The sequence below is a fragment of the Sphingosinicella xenopeptidilytica genome (assembly GCF_042676985.1).
GTDB lineage: Bacteria > Pseudomonadota > Alphaproteobacteria > Sphingomonadales > Sphingomonadaceae > Sphingosinicella > Sphingosinicella xenopeptidilytica.
Genome location: NZ_JBHTIK010000015.1, coordinates 128369 through 154496, shown reverse-complemented (window position 1 = coordinate 154496; position 26128 = coordinate 128369). Strand labels below are relative to the sequence as shown.

At 65.0% G+C, this 26128-nt stretch carries 23 protein-coding genes; 11 read left to right on the top strand and 12 right to left on the bottom strand.

Features of this window, described 5'->3' with window-relative positions:
* The first annotated feature begins 52 nt into the window (after positions 1 to 52).
* From ACFQ00_RS17495 to ACFQ00_RS17475, 5 genes are all read left to right on the top strand, one after another.
* Positions 53 to 997: a collagen-binding domain-containing protein gene (locus ACFQ00_RS17495; protein ID WP_381493882.1), complete on the top strand. Its 945-nt coding sequence runs from the start codon at positions 53 to 55 to the stop codon at positions 995 to 997.
* A gap of 78 nt (positions 998 to 1075) precedes the next feature.
* Positions 1076 to 1792, top strand: coding sequence for a DUF6975 family protein (locus ACFQ00_RS17490; protein WP_381493879.1), 717 nt, complete (start codon positions 1076 to 1078; stop codon positions 1790 to 1792).
* Between the two features lie 96 nt (positions 1793 to 1888).
* Entirely contained in the window at positions 1889 to 2740 is an 852-nt protein-coding gene (locus ACFQ00_RS17485; protein ID WP_381493876.1) for an AAA family ATPase, read from the top strand.
* A 10-nt stretch (positions 2741 to 2750) separates the two neighbouring features.
* A complete protein-coding gene (locus tag ACFQ00_RS17480; protein WP_381493874.1) occupies positions 2751 to 3413 on the top strand; it encodes a hypothetical protein in 663 nt (220 codons plus the stop codon).
* Between the two features lie 145 nt (positions 3414 to 3558).
* Complete coding sequence (locus ACFQ00_RS17475) at positions 3559 to 4260, top strand: PEP-CTERM sorting domain-containing protein (protein WP_381493871.1); 702 nt, start codon at positions 3559 to 3561, stop codon at positions 4258 to 4260.
* A 59-nt stretch (positions 4261 to 4319) separates the two neighbouring features.
* Here ACFQ00_RS17475 and ACFQ00_RS17470 read toward each other — a convergent pair whose 3' ends face one another.
* Positions 4320 to 5003, bottom strand: a complete 684-nt coding sequence (locus tag ACFQ00_RS17470) for an SDR family NAD(P)-dependent oxidoreductase (protein ID WP_381493869.1) — start codon at positions 5001 to 5003, stop codon at positions 4320 to 4322.
* Positions 5004 to 5186: 183 nt separating this feature from the next.
* Here ACFQ00_RS17470 and ACFQ00_RS17465 point away from each other — a divergent pair, with 183 nt between their 5' ends.
* Both ACFQ00_RS17465 and ACFQ00_RS17460 read left to right on the top strand, forming a co-directional pair.
* On the top strand, positions 5187 to 6368 hold the full coding sequence (locus ACFQ00_RS17465) for a vWA domain-containing protein (protein WP_381493867.1): 1182 nt from the start codon (positions 5187 to 5189) through the stop codon (positions 6366 to 6368).
* Positions 6365 to 6856 (top strand): GNAT family N-acetyltransferase, encoded by a 492-nt coding sequence (locus ACFQ00_RS17460; protein ID WP_381493864.1) that lies wholly within the window; start codon positions 6365 to 6367, stop codon positions 6854 to 6856. The genes ACFQ00_RS17465 and ACFQ00_RS17460 overlap by 4 nt, the downstream gene beginning before the upstream one ends.
* On the opposite strand, the gene ACFQ00_RS17455 is transcribed toward ACFQ00_RS17460, so the two are convergent.
* From ACFQ00_RS17455 to glpK, 3 genes are all read right to left on the bottom strand, one after another.
* Positions 6853 to 8955, bottom strand: a complete 2103-nt coding sequence (locus tag ACFQ00_RS17455; RefSeq protein ID WP_381493860.1) for a PQQ-dependent dehydrogenase, methanol/ethanol family — start codon at positions 8953 to 8955, stop codon at positions 6853 to 6855. The two genes, ACFQ00_RS17460 and ACFQ00_RS17455, sit on opposite strands and share 4 nt — an antisense overlap.
* A 70-nt stretch (positions 8956 to 9025) precedes the next feature.
* Complete coding sequence (locus tag ACFQ00_RS17450) at positions 9026 to 9205, bottom strand: hypothetical protein (protein ID WP_381493857.1); 180 nt, start codon at positions 9203 to 9205, stop codon at positions 9026 to 9028.
* On the bottom strand, positions 9202 to 10677 hold the full coding sequence (glpK, locus tag ACFQ00_RS17445; protein WP_381493854.1) for a glycerol kinase GlpK: 1476 nt from the start codon (positions 10675 to 10677) through the stop codon (positions 9202 to 9204). Before glpK ends, ACFQ00_RS17450 begins: the two co-directional genes overlap by 4 nt.
* Positions 10678 to 10720: 43 nt before the next feature.
* On the opposite strand from glpK, the gene glpD reads away from it, so the two are divergent.
* Together glpD and ACFQ00_RS17435 are read left to right on the top strand one after the other, a co-directional pair.
* The gene (glpD, locus tag ACFQ00_RS17440) at positions 10721 to 12193 is read left to right on the top strand and encodes a glycerol-3-phosphate dehydrogenase (protein WP_381493851.1); all 1473 of its coding nucleotides are present in this window, start codon (positions 10721 to 10723) and stop codon (positions 12191 to 12193) included.
* A 45-nt stretch (positions 12194 to 12238) separates the two neighbouring features.
* Positions 12239 to 12478: a hypothetical protein gene (locus ACFQ00_RS17435; RefSeq protein WP_381493849.1), complete on the top strand. Its 240-nt coding sequence runs from the start codon at positions 12239 to 12241 to the stop codon at positions 12476 to 12478.
* Here ACFQ00_RS17435 and ACFQ00_RS17430 read toward each other — a convergent pair.
* Positions 12475 to 13425 (bottom strand): threonine ammonia-lyase, encoded by a 951-nt coding sequence (locus ACFQ00_RS17430; protein WP_381493846.1) that lies wholly within the window; start codon positions 13423 to 13425, stop codon positions 12475 to 12477. The two genes, ACFQ00_RS17435 and ACFQ00_RS17430, sit on opposite strands and share 4 nt — an antisense overlap.
* Before the next feature lie 161 nt (positions 13426 to 13586).
* Here ACFQ00_RS17430 and ACFQ00_RS17425 point away from each other — a divergent pair, with 161 nt between their 5' ends.
* Positions 13587 to 14768, top strand: a complete 1182-nt coding sequence (locus ACFQ00_RS17425) for an alanine racemase (RefSeq protein ID WP_381493843.1) — start codon at positions 13587 to 13589, stop codon at positions 14766 to 14768.
* Positions 14769 to 14890: 122 nt separating this feature from the next.
* A complete protein-coding gene (locus ACFQ00_RS17420; RefSeq protein ID WP_381493840.1) occupies positions 14891 to 15943 on the top strand; it encodes a 1,9-bis(guanidino)-5-aza-nonane synthase in 1053 nt (350 codons plus the stop codon).
* On the opposite strand, the gene ACFQ00_RS17415 is transcribed toward ACFQ00_RS17420, so the two are convergent.
* From ACFQ00_RS17415 to dnaE, 7 genes are all read right to left on the bottom strand, one after another.
* Positions 15940 to 17127, bottom strand: a complete 1188-nt coding sequence (locus tag ACFQ00_RS17415; protein WP_381493838.1) for a class I SAM-dependent RNA methyltransferase — start codon at positions 17125 to 17127, stop codon at positions 15940 to 15942. The two genes, ACFQ00_RS17420 and ACFQ00_RS17415, sit on opposite strands and share 4 nt — an antisense overlap.
* A gap of 2 nt (positions 17128 to 17129) precedes the next feature.
* Entirely contained in the window at positions 17130 to 18458 is a 1329-nt protein-coding gene (locus ACFQ00_RS17410) for an NAD(P)H-hydrate dehydratase (protein ID WP_381493835.1), read from the bottom strand.
* A gap of 356 nt (positions 18459 to 18814) precedes the next feature.
* Entirely contained in the window at positions 18815 to 20533 is a 1719-nt protein-coding gene (gene ilvD / locus ACFQ00_RS17405; protein ID WP_381493832.1) for a dihydroxy-acid dehydratase, read from the bottom strand.
* Entirely contained in the window at positions 20530 to 21261 is a 732-nt protein-coding gene (locus ACFQ00_RS17400; protein WP_381493828.1) for an N-formylglutamate amidohydrolase, read from the bottom strand. Before ACFQ00_RS17400 ends, ilvD begins: the two co-directional genes overlap by 4 nt.
* Positions 21258 to 22040 carry an enoyl-CoA hydratase-related protein gene (locus tag ACFQ00_RS17395; protein WP_381493824.1) on the bottom strand — a complete coding sequence of 261 codons (783 nt, stop codon included), beginning with the start codon at positions 22038 to 22040 and terminating at the stop codon, positions 21258 to 21260. Before ACFQ00_RS17395 ends, ACFQ00_RS17400 begins: the two co-directional genes overlap by 4 nt.
* A gap of 150 nt (positions 22041 to 22190) precedes the next feature.
* The gene (locus ACFQ00_RS17390) at positions 22191 to 22484 is read right to left on the bottom strand and encodes a hypothetical protein (RefSeq protein ID WP_381493821.1); all 294 of its coding nucleotides are present in this window, start codon (positions 22482 to 22484) and stop codon (positions 22191 to 22193) included.
* A 197-nt stretch (positions 22485 to 22681) separates the two neighbouring features.
* A complete protein-coding gene (dnaE, locus tag ACFQ00_RS17385; RefSeq protein WP_381493819.1) occupies positions 22682 to 26125 on the bottom strand; it encodes a DNA polymerase III subunit alpha in 3444 nt (1147 codons plus the stop codon).
* Between the last annotated feature and the right edge of the window lie 3 nt (positions 26126 to 26128).

The window sequence follows — 26128 nt, the reverse complement described above, 5'->3', positions numbered from 1 at the left end:
GCGCAGCGGCGTCCGCCGTTTTGCCATGAAGAACGAACAAGGGTCTGCGATCATGAAATCCGGTTTTGGCAGCGCGGTTGCTGCAGCGCTCCTGTTTGCGTCGTCCAGCGCTCTTGCGAGCCCGATTCAGGCCCTCAAGGACTATAATCTCATCGCTTTCAGCGACGTCACGCTCTCCAGCGACATCGAAGGCGCGGTTTACGTCGACGGCAACTACAACGCCGGCGCGGTTCAGATCGCTTCGAAGGGCACCAATGCCCAGAAAGCGAGCCTCGTCGTCACCGGCAATGTCTCGAACAACGCCAAGGTGAAGCGCGGGGACGCCTATGTGGGCGGCAGCGTCTCGCCCGCGATCGATTTTCAGGGCGGCGGCGGCAGCACGAAGGCGCTCGGCGATCTGCCGGGCGGCACGCTCAAGAAGTCCGATTTCATCCAGTTCTCGGCCGATCTCGCCGCGCTCGACGCCGGCGTCAGCTATGATCGCTACAGTGCCGGCGATCACATGAACGGCTTCCTGATCACGCCGAGCGTTCCCAATGAGAGCGGCGTTTCTGTGATCTCGCTGTCCGCGGACTTCTTCCCCAACACGGGCAAGATTAAGTTCTCCTCGTCGGCGAACGATATCGACACGATCATCATCAACGTCGCGGGCACGGCTATCAACTTCAAAGGCTGGGAAGCCGCCGGCAACGCGCTGGCCGACAACATCATCTGGAACTTCTTCGAAGCGACCGAAGTCAGCTTCCTTGATCAGACGTGGGGCTCGGTGGTGGCACCGCTCGCGACCGTGAAGAATATGACGCCGATCAACGGCAGCGTCGTGGCGAATGCCGTGAAGCTTCGCGGCGAGCTTCACCTTGCGACCTACAGCGGCAACTTCGAGTTTCCGGACACCGGCACGGATATCCCCGAGCCCGCGACGCTCGGCCTTGTCGCTGCCGGTCTCGGCTTCCTCGCCTTGCGTCGCCGCGGTGTAAAAAACGGCGGCGCGAATTAAGTCTCCCTTTACGCTGAGCACTTAGGCTTCGCGCCAGCGGCAAAAGCCGTGGGGCAGCGGATGCGGAGACGGCGGCAAATGGCGGCAGCGGTGGTCCCCACCTTCATGGACCAGCTTCAGAAAAACCTGCGTTCAGCGGGCAGTGTAGCCGATTCGCGCAGCTTTGCGGCGGCGGTGATCGGCGCGCTGCGCGATGGTGGCGCGGGCGGTAGCCGCCACTTGCGTGCACTTTCCGAAGGCTCTGTCGCACGTCCGCTGCAGGCCATTGCCGATGCAGCGCATTTCTTGGTCATTCTGCATGGCCAGCTCCCGAGCGTTCTCGAAATCGCCCGTCTCAATGCCGATGAGCCTGCGGCCTCGTGGCTGCGCAGCGCCGGTACGGCGTTCGATCAGGACCGCCGCTGGATGGCCGGGCTTGCCGCGATGACCGGCGGCGCGCTTGATCTCCACGGCATCAGCACTGCCGAGCAGGTGGTGCGCGACCAGCGTGACGCCATGCTGACGCTCGCCAAATCGAACCGCATGGGCTGCGCGCTCGGCGCGGCGGTAACGCTCGTGCTCGATTGGCAAGCCGTGCGCAGCCGCCTCCCCCGCGCGGCGCAGCATCTTGGCTACGACCGCCACGAGCGGCTTTCGGACCCGTGGCCCGAGGAGGGCGCCTTCGATGCGCTCGCCTGCCATGCCGACGATGTGCGTGTGCGCCGCGCCATCGAGTTTGGCGCGCTGCAACTCGCCAGCCTCCACGCCCAGCTTTTTGACCTCCTCGAAGCCCGCCACGCCCAGCGCCTCGCCTGAGCGGGTTCCCTCGACGGCCTATCGCAAACAGGCGGTTGCCCGTTCGGCTTTCACGCTTTAGGCCCGAAGGCAAAAGGGGCATCAGCGGAGAAGTTCATGCGTTTCGAAGGCACCAGCGGCTATGTCGCAACCGACGACCTCAAGGTTGCCGTGAATGCGGCGGCGACGCTCCGGCGTCCGCTGCTGGTGAAGGGCGAGCCGGGCACAGGCAAGACGGTGCTTGCGGCCGAAGTCGCGGCGGCGATGGGCGCGCCGCTCATCGAGTGGCACGTCAAGTCCACGACCAAGGCGCAGCAGGGTCTCTACGAGTACGATGCCGTCAGCCGCCTGCGCGACAGCCAGCTCGGCGACGAGCGCGTGCATGACATCCGCAACTACATCCGCAAGGGCAAGCTGTGGGAGGCGTTCACGTCCCCACAACTGCCCGTGCTGCTGATCGACGAGATCGACAAGGCCGACATCGAGTTCCCGAACGATCTTCTGCAGGAACTCGACCGCATGGAGTTCCACGTCTACGAGACCGGCGAGACGGTGAAGGCCGCCGAGCGTCCCATCGTCATCATCACGTCCAACAACGAGAAGGAACTGCCGGACGCGTTTCTGCGCCGCTGCTTCTTCCACTACATCAAATTCCCGGACCGTGAGACGATGCAGGCGATCGTCGACGTACACTTCCCCGGCATCCAGAAGGAACTGGTGCGCGAGGCACTCTCCGTCTTCTACGATATCCGCGACGTGCCCGGCCTCAAGAAGAAGCCCTCGACTTCCGAGCTGCTCGACTGGCTGAAGCTGCTGATGCACGAGGATCTGCCGCTCGACGTGCTGCGCTCGCGCGATCCCAAGAAGCTGATCCCGCCGCTCCACGGCGCGCTCCTCAAGAACGAGCAGGATGTGATGCTGTTCGAGCGCCTCGCGTTCATATCGCGGCGCGACGGCAAGCCGGGATAGGGCCGAACCCATGAACTGGCTGGCCGACAGACGCACAACCGTGGTTCTGTTCGGTCTTGTCGTTCTGATGCTCGCCGTCATGCAGGCGGTGTTCCCGAAGACCCTCGCAGCGCCGCTTCCCGAGGCGCGCGTGCAGAGCCCGGTGCTCCTCTTCGAGTTCTCCAGGACTCAGGTGCATCTCGATCATGTTTTCGGCACCCCGGCAGACCCGGCGCGCATCGCCGCGATGGACCGCGGCAACCGGCTCGATTTCCTGTTCATGCCGATCTACGGCTTCTTCGTATTCAGTTTCTTTGCCGGGATCGCGCAGGACCGGAAACGCCGCATCTGGCTGGTTTTCGGCGCGCTCGGCCTCGTGGCGGCGGCAAGCGATGCGGTGGAAAACACGCTGCTTCTCGATATCACCGCAAACCTCTCCGCCCCCGGTAGCGCTCTTGCGCTCCTCGCCTGGCCCGTCTGGATCAAGTTCGGGCTGCTCGCGCTCGCCTCGGGCGGCGCTGCCGTCGCGCTGTTCCAATCGGGACGACGGGTACTCGCGGCACTGTGCCTTCCCGCACCGCTCGCGATCCTCCCTGCCCTGATCCAGCCGTTCCAGTTCGGGAGCCTCGCAGCCGCGTTGATCGGTCTCGGCTGGCTCGTCATGGGGCTTCACGCAATCATGCGCCTCCGCTGATTTCTGCGGGTGTCGGTGAAATTTACAAAATGAAAATCAAACGGCTGCCGACCCTTTCTGTCCAGCCGCCAAAATCCTTTCATTTTGAAAACATGGCATACAGCTTGCATCGACCCCCTCCGTAGATTGCAATGAGGAGGGGCAGATGAATTCGGTTTGGATCGAGCATATGGTGCGGGCCACAGTGTTTACCGCGCTGGCGACACTGCCGATGGCGGCAATGGCCGCCCCTGTTTACCTCAATGCCGCCTCAGGCGTCACGGTTTCGCTCGGCGACAGTCATGACGCGGACGTGCTCGCGAGCCCGACCTATGGACCGTTCCAGAACCTGAACATCACCGCATCGCTGGCGAACGTGATCAACGCGCCGACGGCGACTTCGACAGAGTTTCACGTGTCTCCGACGACCCACGTGTGGGTGAGCGGCGGACACCTCGAACTCGTGTTCGACTTCGGCGCCGAATACGACCTCTCGACCATGCACTTCTGGAATTACCACAGCGAAAGCTACGACGTGGATAAGATCGTGTTCACGTTCTACGACGACACGTGGGCACTGGTCGGCTCCCTCACCGAGGAACCGCGGCTCGGCAACACCGACGGCAGCGACGGCACGCCGATCACGCCGGAGGACTACGCGCTCGATTTCCCGACGAACGTCCGCTACGTCAACGCGTGGCTCACCGGCTCGAACGGCCAGGTCGATTTCAACAACATCGGCTTCACCGCTGTCCTTTCGGACCCCGACCCCGATCCCGAACCCCCGTTCGATGTGCCGGAGCCTGCGAGCCTCGCGCTCCTCGGTCTCGGCCTCGCGGGTCTCGGCATCGTGCGCCGTCGGCGCTGAACGGACGCAATCCTGGAAAGGGCGGTGTGACGATGGTCGCGCCGCCCTTTTTCTTGTTCTCAGCGCAGCATCAGCCCGCCGTCCATCGCGAGGCTCTGTCCGGTGATGTAGGCCGCGCCGGGTGACGCGAGAAACACGATCGGCTCCGCGACCTCTTCGGGCTGGCCCCACCGGCGCATCGGGATCGCCTTCAACATGCGGCTTTCGTAGTTCGCATCGCGGCGCATGGGCGCTGTCATGCGCGTTTCGATGAAACCCGGCGCCACCATGTTGACCCGGATGCCGTCGGGCGCCCATTTGTCTGCAAGCGCACGGGTGAGGCCGAGGATGCCGGCCTTGCTGGCATTGTAGGCGGGCGTTTCCCTGAGCGCGAGAAACGAGGCCAGCGAGCCGACGTTCACGATGCTGCCGCCGGCCACCTTCAGCAGCGGATGACAGCGCAGGCAAACATCCATCACGGCATTGAGGTTGACCGCGATCACCGCTTCGAAGTTCGCGAGATCATACTCGTTCTCGCTGGCCATTCCGGCGTTGTTCACCAGCACATCGAGCGTCGACAGTCCTGCTCCCAAGGCCGCGATATCCGCTTTCTCCGCCATGTTGGCCTTCACATAGGAAAGTCCCGCGAAATCACCTTCATATGCGGAAGCCGCCGCCCGCGTGCCGGTGACGGTGACGTTAGCGCCCAGATCGCGGAAGGCGAGCGCGGTCGCGTGCCCGATACCCTGTGTTCCGCCTGTCACCAAAATACTCTTCCCGGCAGCCCAGCTCATGCATCCCTCCCACAGTTTCGACACAACAATGCGGGGGCGCCCCGAAGACACAAGGTCCCGAATGTGACAGCCCTAGCGGAACCGGGTAATGCCTCCGCGCGCGGATTGCTCTATGCTTTCCGCCGACTGGATCACCGAAAGGCCGCGTACCACATGTTTCTGGATTTCCTCGATGCCCTCCGCGCCGCCAAGATCCCGGCGAGCCTCAAGGAGCATCTGACGCTTCTGGAGGCGCTGAAGGCGGGTGTGATCGACCGGAACGTGGAGAGCTTCTACTACCTCTCCCGCGCGGCCTACGTGAAGGACGAGGCGCTGCTCGACCGTTTCGATCAGGTGTTCGGCAAGGTCTTCCACGGCCTTGAAACCAGCTTCGAAGCGGAAACCGCCGAAATCCCCGAAGAGTGGCTGAAAAAGCTCGCCGAGCTTTACCTCACCGACGAGGAGAAGGCCGAGATCGAGAAGCTCGGCTCGTGGGAAGAGATCATGGAGACGCTGAAGAAGCGCCTCGAAGAGCAGAAGGAACGCCACGAAGGCGGCAACAAGTGGATCGGCACCGCGGGTAAATCACCCTTCGGCGCCTATGGCTACAACCCCGAAGGCGTGCGCATCGGCCAGAAGGAAGGCCGTCAGGGCCGCGCCATCAAGGTTTGGGATAAGCGCGAGTTCAAGAACCTCGACAACGAGGTCGAGCTCGGCACGCGCAACATCAAGGTCGCGCTCCGCCGCCTGCGCCGCTTCGCACGCACCGGCGCGGCGGATGAGCTGGACCTCGACGCGACGATCAAGGGCACGGCGCGCAAGGCGTATCTCGACATCGTGATGCGCCCGGAGCGGCACAATGCGGTGAAGGTGCTGTTGTTCCTGGACGTCGGCGGATCGATGGACCCGCACATCAAGCTCTGCGAGGAGTTGTTCTCCGCGGCGAGCAGCGAGTTCAAGCACCTCGAATTCTTCTACTTCCACAATTTCGTCTACGAAGGTGTGTGGAAGGACAATCGCCGCCGCTTCACCGAGCGCACGCCGACGCTGGACGTGCTCCACAAGTTCCCGGCGGACTATAAATTGATCTTCGTGGGCGACGCCTCGATGAGCCCCTACGAGATCAACTATCCCGGCGGCTCCGTCGAACACTGGAACGAGGAGGCCGGCGAAGTGTGGATGCGGCGGATGATCGAAATCTACCACAGCGCCGTATGGCTGAACCCGATCCCGGAGAAGAACTGGCAGTACGGCCAATCGATCCAGATGGTGAAAACCCTGATGGAAGGCCGCATGTTTCCGCTCACGCTGGAAGGGCTCGACGACGCCATGCGCGCGTTGACCCGAACGCATTGATCGTCCGATATGGAAGCGAGGCCGACATCGCAGCGTTGACGGTCGTCGAACTGTCCGCCGGCACGCTGTTCGAAGGCACGCATATGGCGTGGGCGGTCGGCCAGACATCGGCGCCCGAACATTTCCATCCCGCGCTTTCGCAGAACAAACTGTGGATCGCGGATGATGGCGGAATGCCCGTGGGTTTCCTCCGAGCCGAACGGCTGGAGAACAGCTTCTATATTGATGAGATATCGGTCTCCGCATCGCACCAGCGTCGCGGCATCGGGCGGGTGCTCATCGAAGCGGCGCTTGCCGAAGCGGCAGAGCGACGCTTCAAGGCCGCGAGCCTGACGACGGATCGCACGATCCCCTGGAACGCGCCTTACTACGCACGAATGGGTTTCCGGGTGCTCGCCGCCGATCAGACCCCACCCGGGCTCGCGCGCCGACTGGCCTTGCAGCCGAACCCGGCGCGGCGCTGCGTGATGTGGCGAGACCTACCTTAACCGCCCTTCGCTTCCGACGCCGCCAGCAGCTTCGCCTTGCCCGCGACATAGGCGCGGATCGCCTCGGCATCGTCCGCCGACATCCACGGGGCAAAACTCACCATGCCGCGATCCTTGAGCGCGCCGCCGATGACAACGGCATTCCAATTGTCCTTGTCGGCGAGCACGCCCGAACGCCGCAGATCGGGCAGCACGCCGGAGGAAATGCCTCCCGGGCCGTGGCAGACGCCGCACGTGCCCTCGTAGAGCGCGGCACCGTGCGTCACGGTTTCGGCGCTCCACGCCGCATCGACGACCGTTGCGGGCGCATTCTCGATGCGTTCGATCTTGTAGGGCGTGCGCCCGCCGAGCTTGAAGACGAGTAGACGGCCGTTCGGCATCGGGCGCGGATTGTCCACGAACGATGACGAAAGCGGATAGGCGCCGCCATAGCCCGCCATCACCGCCACATATTGCTCGCCGTCCACCGCGTAGCTGATCGGCGCGGCGATCACGCCGGTGCCCGCATCGAAGCTCCAGAGTTTCTTGCCGCTATCCGCCGCGAAGGCCGCAAACTCGCCGTGGGCGTTGCCCTGAAACACAAGGTTTCCTGCGGTCGCGAGCACGCCGCCGTTCCATGGCCCGTCGTACTGGACGCGCCAGACCTCCTTCTGCTGCACGGGATCCCACGCGACGAGCTGACCTTTCAGCAGGGCGCGGAGCGCGCGGAACTGCGCGGGGTCTTCCGGCACGGCGTTGGCGAGGAAATCGATCGCGACATTCCAGCCGCCTTCCCGCCCCTTGAAGCTCGCATCGGCGAGATAGGCGAAGGGCACCTCCTGCGCGGGGAGATAAACGAGCCCGGTCTTCGGGTTGAACGCCATCGGATGCCAGTTGTGCGCGCCGAGCGCCGAGGGCAGCGCGACGAATGTCCCCTTGGTGAAGCGGGCGTTCTCGGCCTCGATCGGACGTCCGGTCGCCATATCGATGCCTGTTGTCCACGTCTGCGGCACGAAGCCCTTGGCCGAAACGAGCTTCCCGTCCTTGCGGTCGATCACATAGAAATAGCCGTTCTTCGGTGCCTGCATCATCACCTTGCGCGATGCGCCGCCCAAGGCGAGGTCGGCAAGGATGATCGGCTGAGTCTGCGTGAAGTCCCACGTTTCGCCTGGCGTCCCCTGGTAGTGCCACTTGTAGGCGCCCGTATCGGCATCGAGCGCGACGACCGACGAGACGAACAGGTTGTCGCCCTTCCCCTCCGAACGCACCTTGTGGTTCCACGGGCTGCCGTTGCCGACACCGATCAGGATCTGGTTGAAGTCGCGGTCGTAGACGATCGCGTCCCACACCGTGCCGCCGCCGCCGAATTTCGACCAGTCGCCCGCCCACGTGGCGCGCATCTTCTCGATCATCGGGTCCGAAACCGCGCCGTCCGCAGGCGCGCCGGGGCCGGGCGGCACGGTGTAGAAGCGCCACGCCAGCTTGCCGGTCTTCGCGTCGTAGGCAGAAACGTAGCCGCGCACTCCGTATTCGGCGCCGCCGTTACCGATCAGCACCCTGCCCTTCACGATGCGCGGCGCGCCCGTGATCGTGTAGGGTTTCGACTGATCGACCGTGACCTCGCTCCAAACGAGCTTGCCGGTTTTGGCGTCGAGCGCGATCAGGCGCCCGTCGAGCGTCCCCGAATAGACCTTGCCGTCATAGAGTGCGACGCCGCGGTTCACGACATCGCAGCACGCCTTGAAGCCGGTTTCGCCCGGCACCTTCGGATCGTATTCCCACAGCAGAGCGCCGGTTTTCGCGTCGAACGCGTAAACCTTGGACCATGCAGAGGTCGTGTAGAGCACGCCGTCCGCCACGATCGGCGTCGCTTCCTGCCCCCGGTTCGTATCGAAGGTGTAGCTCCACGCGAGGCCGAGCTTGCCGACGTTGCCGGCATTCACGGCATCGAGCTTGCTGTAGCGCTGTTCCTCGTAGGTGCCGCCGTGGGTCAGCCAGCTTTCGGGCTCGTCTACTGCCGCTGCGAGCCGCGCATCATCGACCGGCAGTGCCGCTTTCTTGCTCGCATTGCCACAGGCGGCTGCCAGCAGGCAGGCCACGATCACTCCCCATCGGCGCACGCGCGTCTCCCGTCGCTGTTGCGGCGGTGAGTCTAGCCGGGGCCGTGCCCACGGCAACTGAAGCAAAATGTCAGGGTACGGGGGCCGCGAGCAGCCAGACGTTGACGAGCGTGACGATGGCGACCCCCACCATCAGCAGGCCCTTCTTCCGCTCTTCAGGGCGTTTCAGCATGATCCACACGCCGCCGCCGCCGATGATGAAGGCGGCAATCACGGCAAACGACAGGATGATCGCGAGCATATTTGTCATTCCGGAAGACCTGCCATCACTTGCCGCACGGCCGTTGCCCAATTCGTCTTGCGCACGCTGCGCGCCTCCTCATCGAGAGCCGGCTCGAACCTGCGCTCGGCGTGCCACATCACGCTGGCCGACTCGAGATCGGCGAACAGACCGTATCCCACCGCCGCCAGCATGGCCGCGCCAATCGCCGTCGTTTCCACGACCTTCGGACGCTCGACGGTGACACCGAGCACGTCGGCAAGGTCCTGACACAGCCAGTCGTTCGCTACCATGCCCCCATCGACGCGCAGCAGTGAAGGCGACACGCCGTCGCGGCGCATCGCGTCCAGCAGGTCTGCCGTTTGCAGGCTCATGGCCTCAAGGCAGGCGCGGACGATGTGCGCGCGGGTCGTGCCGCCGCTGATCCCGGCGATGATGCCGCGCGCCTCCGGTTCCCACCATGGCGCGCCGAGGCCGTTGAATGCGGGCACGAAGGCGACACCGCCGCTGTCCGGCACCGAAGCGGCAAGCTCGGCGGTTTCGGATGCGCTTGCGATGATACCGATCTGGTCGCGCAACCATTTGATCGCGCTGCCCGCAACGAAGATGCTGCCTTCGAGCGCATAAGCGGCGCGGCCGCCAAGCCGCCACGCGACGGTCGAAAGCAGCCGGTTCGACGATACCGGCGGGGTTGCGCCCGCGTGCGCGAGCAGGAATGCGCCCGTGCCGTATGTCGATTTGACGGCGCCAGGATCGAGGCACACCTGCCCGATCGCCGCGGCCTGCTGATCCCCCGCGCACCCCGAAATCGGAATCGCGCGCGCGCCGATCAGCCGTGTCTCGCCGATGCGCCCCGCACAGTCGACAATCTCGGGCAGCGCATCCAAAGGCACGTCGAACAGCGCGGCGAGCCCCGCGTCCCATGTGCAGCGTTCAAGGCCCATCAGCAGTGTGCGCGCCGCGTTTGTCGCGTCGGTGACATGCAGCCCACCCGTCAGGCGCCAGATCAGCCACGAATCGATGGTGCCAATGGCCAGCCGCTTCGCCTTCGCCGCCTCGCGCACCTCCGGCCAGTTTTCGAGCGCCCAGCGGATCTTGCTCGCCGAGAAATACGGGTCGAGCAGAAGCCCGGTGCGGCCCTGAACGTCATCTTCCAGCCCGCGCGCCTTCAGGTCGGCGCAGATCGCCGCGCCGCGCCGGTCCTGCCAGACGATCGCGGGCGCCAGCGGATCACCGGTCCTCCGGTCCCAGAACACGATCGTCTCGCGCTGATTGGTGATGCCGATCGCGGCGATCGATTGCGCGCCGACGTCCTCTACGACTCGATTCGCGGCACGAAGCGTCTTGTTCCAGATCTCGGCGGGATCGTGCTCCACCCAGCCGCTCTGCGGGAAATGCTGGACGATTTCCTCGCTGTGGACACCGCCGATGCGCCCTTCCGGTGTGAAGGCCACCGCGCGCGTCGAGGTCGTGCCCTCGTCGATGCTGAGGATGTGCGTCATTAGTCGCTTTCCTAGCGCGCGCAGCGGCTTTAGGTAAACGCCCGTGAACAGGGGCCATTTCGATCTTCTCATCATCGGCGCGGGCGTCAATGGTGCTGGGCTTGCGCGCGACGCGTCGGGGCGCGGCCTCAAGGTCGCGCTTGTCGATGCCGCCGATATCGGCGGCGCGACGTCTGCCGCCTCCACCAAGCTCATCCACGGCGGGCTGCGCTACCTCGAATTCTATGCGTTCCGGATGGTCCGCAAGGCGCTCGCTGAACGGGAAGTGCTGCTCGATATCGCCGCGCACCTCACGCGCCCGATGCCCTTCATCCTGCCTTTGGGGCCGGACACGCGCCCCGGCTGGATGATCCGCGCCGGCCTGTTCCTCTACGACAACCTCGCGCACCGCGAGCAGGTGCCCGGCTCGTCAAAGGTGGTGCTGCGCGACGACCACGCCGGCCAACCCCTCGACAAGCGCTACACGCAGGCGTTTCGGTACTGGGACGGCTGGGTAGACGACGCCCGCCTCGTCATCGCGAACGCACAGGATGCGTCGTCTCGGGGAGCCCTCGTCCTCCCCCGCACCGCGGTAACAGCAGCCACCCGAACCCCCTCCGGCTGGAACGCAGAACTCGGCGACGGCACGAACCTCTCCGCAACGCGCATCATCAACTGCGCCGGGCCATGGGCAAGCGAGGTCGCCGCCAATGTCCTCGGCCTCCCCGACGCCCCCCGCCTCCGCCTCGTTCAGGGCGCGCACCTCGTCACGCGCCGCATCGGCCGAGGGCAGGACAGCTACATCCTCCAGCAACCGGACGGCCGCATCGTCTTCATCATCCCCTACGAAAAAGACTTCTCGCTGATCGGCACGACGGAGACGACGATCGAGTCGCCGAACGCGCCGCAGATCACCGAGGCGGAGACCGAATACCTGCTCGCCGCCGCCAACCGCTATCTGTCACGTCCGCTTGAGCGCGCCGACATCATCTCCACCTACGCCGGTATCCGTCCATTGGTGATGGAGGAAGGCAAGGGCGTGCGTGAGACGACGCGCGACTGGAAGATCGTTACGCACGAAGGTGGGGACGCCGTCACCGTGGTGGGCGGCAAGATCACCACCTACCGTCTGCTCGCGGAAGACGTGCTCAGCCGCCTGTTTCCCGAAAGCCAGCGCTGGACGGCGGAACAGCCGCTACCGGGCAGCGATTTCCCGCGTATCCCCGGCCTAACCGGCCAGCAGGCGTGGACGAAGTGGCGCGAGAATCTGTGTGTGAAACACGCCGACTACGACCCGCGAATCGTCGACCGGCTATCCGGTCTCTACGGGACGCGGGCCGATGCGATGCTGGAGAACGGACTCGGCGAAAACCTCGGCGGCGTGTTCACGGCAGAGCTTGAACACATGGTCGCCGAGGAGTGGGCGCAAACGGCGGAAGATGCGCTCTGGCGCCGCAGCAAGCTCGGCCTCCACCTCTCCGAGGAGGCCCGGGCGGCGGTCGCGCAGTGGTTCGCCGCGCGGTTTACCAAGAGTTAGGAAGCCGGCCGTAGATTCCCTCGCAACGCACGAGGAAATCGCCCCATGGTCGCACACAATCACAACTTCGCCGCCGACTACGCCACCAGCACATCCGTCAGCCTGCTCGACGCGCTGATCGACGCGATGACGCTGGCCCGCCCCGGCAAGGACGCGAGCGCTTTCGCGACCGACATCAAGCGCCTCGGCGACGGTGCCGCGCGCGCGGCTTACGAACTCGACGGCCTGCTCGACACGCCAGTGCCTGCGAAAACCCCGGTGGTCCGCAAGACGAGCGTCGCTTAAACCCCGAGACAGACCCGGTAGGTTTCGGCGTCGACGTTGCCACCCGACAGGGTGATCGCGACAGTCTTGCCCTTGAGATCGAGCTTTCCCGAAAGCGCCGCGGCGAGCGCCGCCGCACCGCCGGGCTCAACCACCAGTTTCAGCGCGCGGAACGCGAACGCCACCGCAGCCTTCACCTCGGCCTCGGAGACAGCGACGCCGCGTGCACCGCGTGCCCGCAGGATGCCGAAGGTGAGCGGCGCGGTTGCCAGCGTTTGAAGCGCGTCGCACAGCGTCGGACCCGGATCGCGCACCGGCTCGATGACGCCACTTGCGAGTGAGCGGATCACGTCGTCATAGCCTTCGGGCTCCACAACGACGATCTCGCTTTCCGGCAGCGCAAGTGCAATGCCGCTGGCGAGACCCCCGCCTCCGCAGCACACGAGTGCGATGTCCGGCTGGCCGATCTCTTCGGCGATCTCGAGACCTGCCGTGCCCTGCCCTGCAACCACGTAGGGGTCGTTGAACGGAGCCACGATCACCCCACCGCGTTCGGCCACGATCTTCGCCGCGATGACATCGCGGGGTTCGGTGAGCCTGTCGTAGCTGATGACCTCCGCCCCGTGGCCGCGTGTCGCCTCCACCTTGATGCGCGGCGCGTCGGACGGCATGATGATCGTTGCGCGGATGCCAAGCAGCTTCGCCGCCAGCGCGACGCCCTGCGCATGATTCCCCGAAGAGAACGCAACCACCCCCGCGCGGCGCTCTTCCGGCGTCAGTACCGACAGCCGATTCCACGCCCCGCGGAACTTGAACGAGCCGGTGCGCTGCAGGCATTCGGCTTTCAGCCAGACCTTCGCACCGGTCACATTATCGAGCGTATCCGACCGCAAAAGCGGGGTTCGAACGGCGACACCGGCAATGCGCGCGGCGGCGGCTTGGACGTCTTCAAGGGCTGGCGTATTCATTTTCTGTTAACTCGCTGATTTCATTTGGGGAAACAATAAAAACGCTTCAGCGATTTTTTCTTTACATCGAGACCCCTCGACCCTACATAGCGCCTCCGCTGCCCCATGGGACTTCCACCGCAAGGCAGTGCATGTCAACTGTTCACTGGAGGTCCCTTGAGTTGCGAGAATTCCATAGCGCGCTGGGGGTAGCGTCGGTCCTTCGACCTGACGCGCCTGTCACCCTCATTCGTCCTCACGCTGCACACCGTGCGGCCCGATTCTTCGTCGAGAAGTTTCCGGGGCTGTCGATGTATGCCGTGAAGGCAAATCCCTCGCCCGAGATCATCACGACGCTCTGGGACGGCGGCATCACGCATTTCGACGTCGCCTCGATCAATGAAGTGCGTCTGGTGCGCAGCCTCCTGCCTGAAGCGACCTTGTGCTTCATGCACCCTGTGAAATCGCCCGAGGCGATCACGGAGGCGTATTTCGAGCACGGCGTCCGCACCTTCTCGCTCGACAGCCACGAGGAGCTTGCGAAGATCGTCGAGGCGACGGGCGGCGCGAGCGACCTGACGCTCTGCGTCCGGCTGCGCGTGTCCTCGGCGCATTCGAAGCTGAGCCTCGCCTCGAAGTTCGGCGCCTCCATCGAGGAGGCCCCGGCGCTGCTGCTCGCCGCGCGGCAGGCGGCGGACGCGCTCGGCGTCTGCTTCCATGTCGGCAGCCAGGCGATGAGCCCGCAAGCCTATGTCGAAGCGATGACGCTGGTGCGCGCCGCAATCGTGCAGGCGGGCGTGACCGTTGACGTCGTCGACGTGGGCGGCGGCTTCCCATCGATCTACCCGGGCATGGACCCGGCGCCGATGCAGATGTTCTTCGATGCGATCCACCGCGCCTTCGAAGCGATGCCGATCAGCTATTCGGCAGAGCTCTGGTGCGAGCCGGGCCGCGCGCTCTGCGCCGAATACGCGAGCGTTTTGGTGCGTGTGGAACAGCGCAAGGGTGACGTCATCTATATCAACGATGGTGCCTATGGCTCTCTGTTCGATGCCGCACATGTCGCTTGGCGTTTCCCTGTGAAGCTGCTGCGCACCGGCGCGGGCGCGGAAGAGGCGTTCAGCTTCTACGGCCCGACCTGTGACGACATGGACTATATGGCTGGGCCGTTCATGCTGCCCGCCGACGTCAAGGCCGGAGACTATATCGAGATCGGTATGCTCGGCGCTTATGGTGCGGCGATGCGCACGGCGTTCAACGGCTTCGTGAACGGCGAGACCGTGACCGTTACCGACGAACCGATGGCCAGCGCCTACGCTGTCACGGAGTCGACACCGCAGGGCGTTACTGCCATACGCAACTGAGAATGGTCGCCTGTGATGGGCGACCGTCCCCTTCCCGCTCGGCGCCGGCAAATCCGGCCGCGGGCGGCGCTTTTCATGCGCCGAGCCAGTCCACAGCAACTTATCGACTGGAAGGAATACCAATGACCGATGTTCGCGTAGACGCGCAGCGCAAGGCGGAGCTTCTCTCGAAGGAAGTGCGCCACATCGACATCAAGAGTTTCGATGCCCGCCCGATCATCGACCAGATGGACGGCATGAGCTTCACGAGCCGCGACCTCGCGCGCGCCACGAAGATCTACAATGCCATGCTGGAAGACAAGGATTGCTCGATCTTCCTCGTCATCGCCGGTTCGACCTCGGCGGGCGGCTGCATGAACCTTTATGCGGACCTCATCGAGAACAACATGGTGGACGGCATTGTCGCCACCGGCGCCTCGATCGTCGACATGGATTTCTTCGAAGGCCTTGGCCACAAGCACTATCAGGCGCTTGAAATCCCTGACGATAACGTGCTGCGCTCGCTCTATATCGATCGCATCTACGATACCTATATCGACGAAGAGCAGCTTCAGGATTGCGACCACACGATCGGCGAGATCGCAAACGGCCTCGATCCGAAGCCCTATTCGAGCCGCGCCTTTATCCGCGAGATGGGCCGCTACCTCTCGAAGCACGGCAAGAAGGACAACAGCCTCGTCAAGCTCGCCTTCGAGCACGACGTGCCGATCTTCTGCCCCGCGTTCACGGATAGTTCGGCGGGCTTCGGCCTCGTCAAGCACCAGGTCGATGCGATGAAGGCGGGTCGCCCCTACATGACACTCGATTCGATCGCGGACTTCCGCGAACTCACCGACATCAAGATCAAGGCGGGCACCACTGGCCTGCTGATGATCGGCGGCGGCGTGCCGAAGAACTTCGTGCAGGATACGGTCGTCTGCGCCGAGATCCTCGGCCACGAGGACGTCGAGATGCACAAGTACGCGGTGCAGATCACGGTTGCTGACGTGCGCGACGGCGCCTGCTCGTCCTCGACGCTCAAGGAAGCCGCGAGCTGGGGCAAGGTCGATACTACGCTTGAGCAAATGGTCTATGCCGAGGCCGGCTCGGTGCTGCCGCTGCTGGCGTCGGACGCCTACCACCGTGGCCACTGGCGGAACCGCCCGAAGCATGGCTGGGCGAAGCTCTTCGCCTAACCCTTAAGGAAAACGGCGGCCAGTTCCACATGGATAGACCAGCGGAACTGGCCGACCGGCCATAGCTCGGTCAGCCTGAACCCGGCCTCGTGCAGAATCTTCGCATCGCGCGCGAAGGTATTGGGATTGCACGAGACATAGACGACCCGCTTCAGTTTCGAGCGGGTGATCGCTTCCACCTGCGTCTTCGCGCCTGCCCGGGGCGGGTCCAGAACCACGGCATCGAACTTACCCAGTTCCGCAGGCTGTAGTGGCTGGCGAAACAGGTCACGGTGCGCGGTCGTGACCGGGCGATTGGTACGTTTTGCTGAGGCTGACAGCGCGGCAACGGCATCGCGGGCCGCATCCGCCGCAAAGACCCTGGCGCGCGCCGAGAGCGGCAAGGCGAACGTGCCAGCGCCACAGAAGAGATCGGCCACCGTGCCCGCACCGTCGATTCCCTCCAGCACGGCCGCCTGCAAGGCGGCTTCGCCGTCCGCCGTCGCCTGCAGGAAACTGCCCGGCGGCAGTGCCACGACGACGTCACCGAAGCGCACCACGGGTTCGGCAAGCTGAAGCGCGATCTCGACGCCCGCCGAAGTTTCGGTCGCGATCCGGGCCAGCCCTGCCTCTGACGCCAGTGCCGCAAGCGCGCCCACGTCCGCTGCGCCGAGCGACAGGTTGGTGAGCAGCACGTCGAAACCCGAAAGGGTCTCGGTGAGCGTCATGCCGACGGCATGGCCGGTGCGCAGCTTCGGGGCGAGCGCGTTCCTGAGCGCGCAGGCAGCGCCCCACAGCGCAGACCGAACCACCGGACATTCCACGAGGTCGACGACCGCGCTGCTGCCTTCGATGTTGAAGCCGAGGCGAACGCCGCTGCCGTCCCGCACCAGCCGGAAACTGGCGCGCCGCCGTGCGCCGGCGGGCGAAAGGTGCGTCGGATGAACCGTCTCGGGGACGATGCCGACACCCGCAAGGGCTCCGAGGATACGGCCCGCGGCGAAGTCAGCGAGGACGACATCATCTGCGTGCTGCAACTGGCACCCGCCACAGATACCGAAATGCGCGCAGACGGGCGAAATGCGATACGGCCCAGCCGAGATGACGTCGCCGTCCACCGTATCGCCAGGGATCGCTCCGGTAACGTAGCGGCCGCTTTCGGTGACACCGTCACCGCGCGCCGCGAGGCGGACGACAGTCTCCATGCTCAACGGATCAAGCCAACGAGGTCTTCCGCGATCAGGCCGTCGCGCCCCCGAAGCGCGGCATCGCCGTGACGCCATACGGCGGTGCAAGCAGCCTCGAACGGCGCATCGCCGCGCGCCAGGTGCGCCGCGATCATGCCCGAGAGTACGTCACCGCTTCCAGCCGTCGCAAGACGCGACGACGCATGATCGTTGATGACCGCGCGGCCGTCCGGTGCGGCGATCACGGTATCCGGACCCTTCAAAACAATCACGTTGCCGGACCGTGCTGCGGCCGCGCGGGCGCGATCCACCTTGCTACCCGGAAGGTCGCCGAACAGGCGCGCAAACTCGCCTTCATGCGGCGTCATCACTGCGCCGAGGCCGAAGACCGGTACGGGATCAGCCGCGAACAGGGAGAAAATGTCCGCATCGAGCACCATCGGCTTTCCGGCCTCCAACACCGCAGCGGCCCGCCTGCGCGCTGCTACGTCGCGGCCGAGACCGGAACCCAGCACAACCGCATCAGCACGGGCGAGGTCGATCTCACCGAGCGGCTGCACGACAAGCGACGACGGCGGAAGTGCGGTTTCGGATGCCAGCGTCACATAGCCCGCGCCTGCCCGCTGTGCCGCACGAGCCGCAAGCCATGCTGCTCCCGCCATGGCCCCCGATACCACGACCACGTGGCCGCGCCGGTATTTGTGCGTGTCGGTCGCAAGCGACAGAACAGGTGGTGCGCCGTTCCGGAACAGCTTTGTCTCGACCCCACCGAGACCGATGTCGGCGACGACAACCCTCCCACAACCCGCCGCTGTGGGATGCAGCAGATGCGAGGGCTTCATCGCACCGAACGTGACGGTGAGGTCCGCGTGCGCCAGCGGCGACAGCGCCGTGCCGTCGTCAGTCGCCGCGCCGCTCGGCAGATCGAGCGAGACGACAACCGAAGATGCGCGTGCAAGCGCATGAAACTGCGACAGAAGCGGCTCTTCCAGCCCGCGCGTCAGCCCGGTCCCGAACAGCGCATCGACGAGCACGAACCGCGGCTCTGCATCGGCAATATCGATCACGGGCGCATTCCAAAGCGTAGCGGCCTGTTGCGCAGTCTGGGTCGCGGGCGGGGTCAGCGCGGCGACCTCGACCGGCCAGCGGCGCTGTCTCAGCGCGTTGGCCACGACATAACCATCCCCGCCGTTGTTGCCCGGCCCCACCAGCACCAGCACCGGAGCAGGGCCGTAAAATGCCGCAAGGCCCGCGGCGGAGGCTTCGCCCGCGCGGCACATCAGCTCGAAACCACTCGCCCCCGCCGCGATGGCAGCCGCCTCAGCTGCGCGCATTTCGGTAGCGGTCACGACGGGTTCTCTTGAGAGAAGCGGCGGATATTCAGCGGGCATGGAGAGACCCGACACCGATCATGGCAGGCTTGTCAACGCGCACGGTTCTTGCGACAGCATATGACGTCATGCGCCTTCCCGTCCTCGTCGTCCTTGCCGTCACGCTCATCGTCGGCGCCTGTGCGCCGTCCCCTTTCTATGCGGGCGGTGTCAAGACAACGCCGGGCGAGATTCCCCGCGATTCGCGCGGGGAGCCTGTGTGGTCCGCAATTCCCCAGCCGTCGCAGAGTCGAAGCGAAGGGGCGATGCCGCCACAGCCGAAGTCGATCCCCGTGCTGCCGCTGCCGACATCGCCCGCGCCTCTGTCTTCGCGCTCAGATGTCGGCGTAGACGTGGCGCTCGGCGCGGGCGCCGGGGTGCGTGCAAGCACCCTTGCTGGCCGGGCCGACGTTCTGGGCGTAGCGCCAGAGCGCGCCGGACTGGTAGGCGTTGACACGAGGCTGCCAGTGCGCGCGGCGCTCGGCGAGAACATCGTCACCGACGAGGAGGTCTATGGTGCCCTCGACAGCGTCGATGTGGATCATGTCGCCGTTCTCGATGAGCGCGATGGGGCCGCAGTCCGAAGCCTCGGGGCCGACATGGCCAATGCAGAAGCCGCGCGTCGCGCCGGAGAAGCGGCCGTCGGTGATCAGCGCCACCTTGTCGCCCATACCTTGCCCATAGAGCGCGGCAGTGGTGGCGAGCATTTCGCGCATACCGGGGCCACCCTTGGGGCCCTCGTAGCGGATGACGAGAACCTCGCCCTCCTCAAATTGGCGGTTCTCGACGGCAGCGAACGCGTCCTCTTCGCAATCAAAGACGCGGGCCGGACCTTCGAAGGTGAGCTTGGCGAGGCCAGCGACCTTCACGATCGCACCGTCCGGGGCGAGCGAACCCTTGAGGCCGACAACACCGCCCGTGGGCGTGATCGGGTTTGAAATTTCGCGGATGACCTTCTGATCGGGTTTCCAGGTGATTTCCTCGATATTCTCGCCCAGCGTCTTGCCCGTTACGGTCATGCAGTTGCCGTGCAGGAAACCGCCCGCAAGCAGAGCCTTCATCACCATGTAAACGCCGCCAGCTTCGTACATATCCTTGGCGACGTAGTTTCCGCCTGGTTTCAGGTCCGCGATGTAAGGCGTTGATTTGAATATCTCGGCGACATCGAACAGGTCGAATTCGATACCGGCTTCGGAAGCCATCGCCGGAAGGTGCAGGCCGCCGTTCGTGGAACCGCCCGTCGCCGCGACGACGCGCGCCGCATTCTCGAACGCCTCGCGGGTGCAGATGTCGCGCGGGCGCAGGTTGAGCTCAAGCAGCTTCATGATCTGGCGCCCGGCGGCCTCGGCGATGTCGTCGCGTGTCTCGTAGGGCGCGGGCGCCATGTTGCTGTTCGGCAGGCTGAGGCCAATGGCTTCCGCCACGCACGCCATCGTGTTTGCCGTGTACTGGCCGCCGCAGGCGCCGTGGCCGGGGCACGCCGCCTTCTCGATCGCAGTGAGGTGCGAAAGCGGGCATTTGCCCGACGCGTACTGACCGACGACTTCGAAGACGTCCTGCACCGTGAGATCGCGCCCCTCGTAGCGGCCCGGCAGGATCGAGCCGCCGTAGACGAAGATCGACGGCACGTTCAGACGCAGCATCGCCATCATCATGCCCGGCAGCGACTTGTCGCAGCCTGCGAAGCCGACGATGGCGTCGTAGCAGTGGCCGCGCACCGAAAGCTCTACCGAATCCGCGATCACCTCGCGGCTGACGAGCGAGGACTTCATGCCCTGGTGGCCCATCGCGATACCGTCGGTGACGGTGATCGTGTTGAACCGCCGCGGCAGACCGCCTGCCGCGTGCACGCCCTTGCGTGCGATGTTCGCCTGATGGTCGAGCATCGTGTTACAAGGCGCGCTGTCGTTGCCTGCGGAGACGACGCCGACGAAGGGCCGTGCGATCTCCTCTTCCGTCAGGCCCATCGCGTAATAGTACGACCGCTGCGGCGCGCGCTCCGGACCTACGGAGACATAACGGCTCGGCAATTTCGATTTGTCGAACGTCGTCATGCGATTACCTCCAGAAGCTCAGATTCGACGATGCCAATGACACGACCGAGACGCTGCGTCCATGCGGCAATCGCGCCTTCGTCCGCAAGCAGATCCTGGCGGATCTCGAAGGTTAGATAGGAAAACCCCCTCGCCTCCGCATGACGGTCTGTCGTGTAGCCGTAGACGGCGCCTGAATAGGGTTCGTTGTCGCCTACCGTGAAACCGTCTTCGGCGAGGACGCGCATGGCGATGCGTGCGGCGCGGTCGTCTCGGTTGTAGAGCAGCGCGACCTGCCACGGGCGCGTTTCCTCGGGGCGCGAGGCAAGGCTTGGCGTGAAGCTGTGGATCGAGACGAGAAGCTGCGGTTTCAACCGATCGAGCGCCTCAGCGATCGCTGCGTGATACGGTTCGTGCCATGCTGCGAGCCGCGCTTGCCGAGCGTTCGTGCTGAGCGCGTTTCCAGGCACTGGAATACCGTCGCTTGCGGGCGGGATCGCACCATCGTCTTCCGGGGAGCGGTTGCAGTCCGCCACGAGACGCGATGCGGTTGCGAGGATCGTAGGGGCATCGAGTGCGGCCGACAGCCCGCGCGCCAGCGCCGCAGTGCCGATATCCCATGCGATGTGCTTCTGGAGGTCCGCCGCGCTGACACCGAGCGCGAGTTCGGCAGGAACAGCGTTCGAGGCGTGGTCGGCGATGATGAGCAGACGGCCCGGCGTGCCGGGCAGATATTCGGCAGCCTTCATCGATCGGCGAAGACCGGCTTGCGGCGCGCGGCGAATGCCGCCAGCCCTTCGGCGAAATCGGCGCCCGCGAAGGCCCCGTCGAAAATCGCAGCGCTGTCCGCATCGTCGTCGCGGTCGCCATCAAGCACGCGGCGGACGAGGCCCTTGAGCCCGGTGGTGCTCGACGGCGCGTTCTCGACGATCCGTGCGATCAGCAACTCCGCCTCACGGCTCAACGCCTCCACGGTCGTGCCGACCTCGATGAGGCCGATGACGAGCGCTTCGTCAGCCGACAGAAGCTCGCCCGTATAGAGGATGCGTCGCGCCTGCCCCGGTCCGACGAGATCGACGAGCAGCTTGATGTCGTGCAGCGGATAGACGAGCCCCAGCTTCGCCGGGGTGATGCCGAACCGCGCGCGTGACGAGGCGATCCGCATGTCGCAGGCGAGTGCAACGCCGCACCCTGCCCCCACGCAGTCGCCATCAACGACGGCAAGCGTCGGGATCGGCGCGCGCGATATGGCGAGCTGTGCGCCGCGCAGCGCCCGGCGGTTTCCGGCCTGCCACACGGGATCGCGAGCTTTCTCGGTAAACTCGCCGATATCGGCGCCGGCCGAGAACATGGCGGGCGTCGCGGACTGGATGACGAGGATACGGACAGTACGCTCGGCAACCGCAGCATCGACCAGACGGGGAAACGCTTCCCACATCGCCTGCGAAATGGCATTGCGCTTGTCCGCACGGTTGAAGGCGATGCGCGCGACCGGCCCGTCGATTTCGAGTTGCAGCGCGTCGGTCATTTCACCCTGTCCTATCCGGTGTCGAACCGGGGCTCCAATGTCACGCGCCTCGCGGCCTCGCAACCGCAAATGCCCTGCCCTCAGCGCAAAGAAAAGGGCTGCGGCAAAGCTGCCGCAGCCCTTGAAGGCCGCAATGGGCCTTGGGGGGACTTACTTCGCGAGCTGCGCGTATTCCTCTTCGGCAACGCCGAGGGTCTTGTACGCGCCTTCGAACTTCTTCTTCGCCGCGCGCTCGTTGCCCGCATCGCAAAGCAGCTCGCCCGTGCGAACCAGCTTCAGCGCCTTCTTGGCCGTATCCGCATCGCCCTTTTCGGCGACCGAACGGATGTTGGCGGGCATCGCGGCGCAGGCGCCTTCAGATGCGTGAGCAGGCGTGATCGAGGCGGTGACGAAGAACGCGGACGCGACGAAAGCGAGGGGGAGAGTGACGAGAACGCGGTTCATGATCTTGCTCCTGATTTGCCGTGGGAGGGCGATTACTGAGTCTTACTTAAAACCACTGAAGCCTGTTTAAGTGTCACTCAGTTCTATGTCAAACGATTTTTTGAGTGCCACGCAAATTGCATCCCGCAGCGCAGCATGGCAACAGCAAAGAATGCTGGAAAAACCGCTGCGACCATGCGCCGCGGCGCGAAAAGAGCCTAGTTTACGGCGACGAGTTCAGCGGCGGTGACGCCGGAAATACGCTCGGCGCTGTGCCGCATTTCCGAATCGAGCAGCAAGCCGCGCGCGAGACGGATCGAGGCGAACCCGCCCGGAACCGTGATTTCCGCATAGATGTCGCCGCGTCCGGTGGGCTGGATATCGGCAAGGCGGCGCAGCGCCGCTGCATCGAAGTCTCCCGAGACCTTGAGGTTCAGCCGGCCGCGGCTGTGCTTCGAGAGTTCGGCAACGTCGGTCAGCCCGCGAATGGTGACGCGCGGCGCGTCCTCTCCTTCGCGCCACAGCAGCTCGGCGTTGATCAGCACGATCTCCTGACCTGCGGCAGCGGCCTCGAGCGCGGGCATCACCTCCTCGTCGAAACAGCTCGCCACATACTGACCGCCCGAATCCGACAGGCTGGCGAGCAGATAGCGCGTGCTGCGGCCGTTCTGCGGCGTGCGCCAGCGCACGGATTCGACGAGTCCCGCCATCGTCGCGCTACCGCGCCCGCCGTCCCAAGGCGGCCCGTCCTCACAAACGCGCGCGTAGGAACGCGCGCCGTGCGTATCGAGCACGTGCTGCCAGGCCGAAAGCGGGTGCGCGGCGAAATAGAAGCCGAAGGCGTCACGCTCCTTCGCCATTGTCTCGCCGAGCGACCATGCCGATACGCTGCCGGGCGCCATCAGCGTGATCGAGGCGCCGCCCCCTGCCCCGCCGAACAGCGCGCCCTGGTGCGTTTCGCGCGCATCGGCCGCAGCGTTCGCCGCCGCGAGCACCGCCTCGGCCATCGCATAGGCCCTGGCGCGATTGGATTCGACGCAATCGAAGGCGCCGCCCGAGACCAGGCTTTCGATCTGACGCTTGTTGAGCAGCGTCGGATCGATGCGTTCGGCAAAATCGGTGAGCGACTTGAACGGACCGCCCGCCTCGCGGACCTCGACGATGCCTTCCATCGCCCGCTCGCCAACCCCTTTGAGACCGGCGAGCGCATAGCGCACCTTGCCGTCCTCCACCGAGAAGTCGGCCTCGCTGTTGTTGATACAGGGCGGCAGGCACTCCACGCCCATACGCTTCATATCGTCTATGAACACGCTGAGCTTGTCCGTGAGCGCGATATCATAGGCCATCGAGGCAGCGTAGAACTCGACCGGGTATTTCGCCTTCATCCAGCCGGTTTGATAAGCGACGAGCGCATAGGCGGCGGCGTGGCTCTTGTTGAAGCCGTAGCCCGCGAACTTCGCCACGAGCTCGAAGATGTAGTCGGCCTGGGCCTGATCGACGCCCTGTGCGGTCGCGCCTTCGAGGAAACGCGCCTTCTGGGCGTCCATCTCCTCTTTCTTCTTCTTGCCCATCGCGCGGCGCAGAAGATCGGCTTCGCCGAGCGAATAGCCCGCGAGCACCTGCGCGATCTGCATCACCTGTTCCTGATAGATGATGACGCCGTAGGTTTCCTTGAGGATCGGCTCCAGCTTCGGATGCAGGCAGTCGACCGCCTCGGTGCCGTGCTTGCGGTTCGCGAAGCTCGGGATGTTGTCCATCGGGCCCGGACGGTAGAGCGAGACGAGCGCGATAATGTCCTCGAAGCAGTCCGGCTTCACCTGCGCGAGCGTGCGGCGCATCCCTTCGGATTCGAGCTGGAACACGCCGACCGTGTCGCCCTTCGCCAGCAGCGCGAAAACATCTGGGTCGTCCCACGGGATCGTCGACAGGTCGACGGTGATGCCCCGCTTTTCGAGAAGATCGAGCGCGCGCTGGAGGACCGAGAGCGTCTTGAGGCCCAGGAAGTCGAACTTCACGAGGCCGGCCTTTTCCACCCATTTCATGTCGAACTGGGTGACGGGCATGTCCGAGCGCGGATCGCGATAGAGCGGCACCAGCTCATCAAGCGGGCGATCGCCGATCACGACGCCCGCCGCGTGCGTGGAGGCGTGGCGCGGCAGGCCTTCAAGCTTCATGGCGAGGTTGACGAGGTTTGCGACCGCCGGATCGCGTTTCGCCTCGTTTTCGAACTCGGCGACGCCGTTCATCGTGCGGTCGAGCGTCCACGGATCGGTGGGGTGGTTCGGCACCAGCTTCGCGAGCCGGTCCACCTGCCCGTAAGGCATTTGCAGCACGCGGCCGACGTCCTTCAGCACGGCGCGCGCCTTCAGCGTTCCGAACGTGATGATCTGCGCGACCTGATCGCGGCCGTAGCGTTCCTGCACGTAGCGGATCACCTCGCCGCGCCGGGTTTCGCAGAAGTCGATGTCGAAGTCCGGCATCGAGACGCGTTCAGGGTTCAGGAAGCGCTCGAAGAGGAGGCCGAGGCGCATCGGATCGAGATCGGTGATGGTGAGCGCCCACGCGACGACGGAGCCCGCACCCGAGCCGCGTCCCGGTCCCACGGGAATGCCGTGCGATTTTGCCCACTGGATGAAATCGGCGACGATCAGAAAGTAGCCGGCAAAGCCCATCTTGTTGATGACGCCGAGTTCGTAATCGAGCCGCTCGAAATAGGGTTCGGTGTCGGTGCGGCCTTCAAGCCGCTGCACGAGACCGGCGCGGGCCTGCTCGACGAGCATCGCCGCCTCACCCTCGCGGTCGCCGGCAAGGCTCGGCAGGATGGGCTTTCGCGACGGCGCCATCACCGCGCAGCGGCGCGCAATGACGAGCGTATTGTCGATTGCCTCCGGCACGTCCTCGAATAGCCGGATCATCTCGTCGGGCGATTTCAGCCAGCATTCCTCGGAAACGCGGCGGCGGCCTTCGGTCTCCACGTAGGCGCTGTCGGCGATGCAGAGCAGCACGTCGTGTGCCGCCGCGAAGCTCTTGTCCGGGAAAGCCACCGGGTTGGTCGCGACGAGCGGCAGGTTCCGGGCGTGGGCGAGCGCGATCAGCGCCTGCTCGGCGCTGTCCTCGATCGGGTTGTGCGTGCGCGAAAGCTCTACATAGAGCCGGTCGGGAAACAGGGTCTGGAGCGTATCCGCATAGATGCCCGCGGCATCCGCCTGTCCTTCGGCCAGCATCCGTGCGAGCGCGCCGTCCGGCCCGGCGGTGAGCGCGATCAGACCGTCGGTCAGCCCTTCGAGCTCGGCCAGCGGCACGTTCGGGCCATCCACGGGATCGGATTCGAGGTGCGCGCGGGAAACGATGCGGATGAGGTTCTTGTAGCCCGCCTCATCCTGCGCGAGCAGCGCCAGCCAGTCCTGCGCGGGCTTGCTGCCCGCCTGCGGCGCGCCGGGCCGCGCGACCGAGAGCAGCGCGCCGATGATTGGCTGCACACCTGCGTCTGAAAGTTTTTCCGAAAACTCCATCGCCGCGAACAGGTTGTTCCTGTCCGTAACGGCGGCGGCGGGCATACCGTATTTGATGCAGGCCTTGGCGATGTCCTTCGCATGAACCGCGCCCTCCAGCATCGAATAGGGCGACTGGATGCGGAGATGGACAAAACGCGATTCGGGCATGGC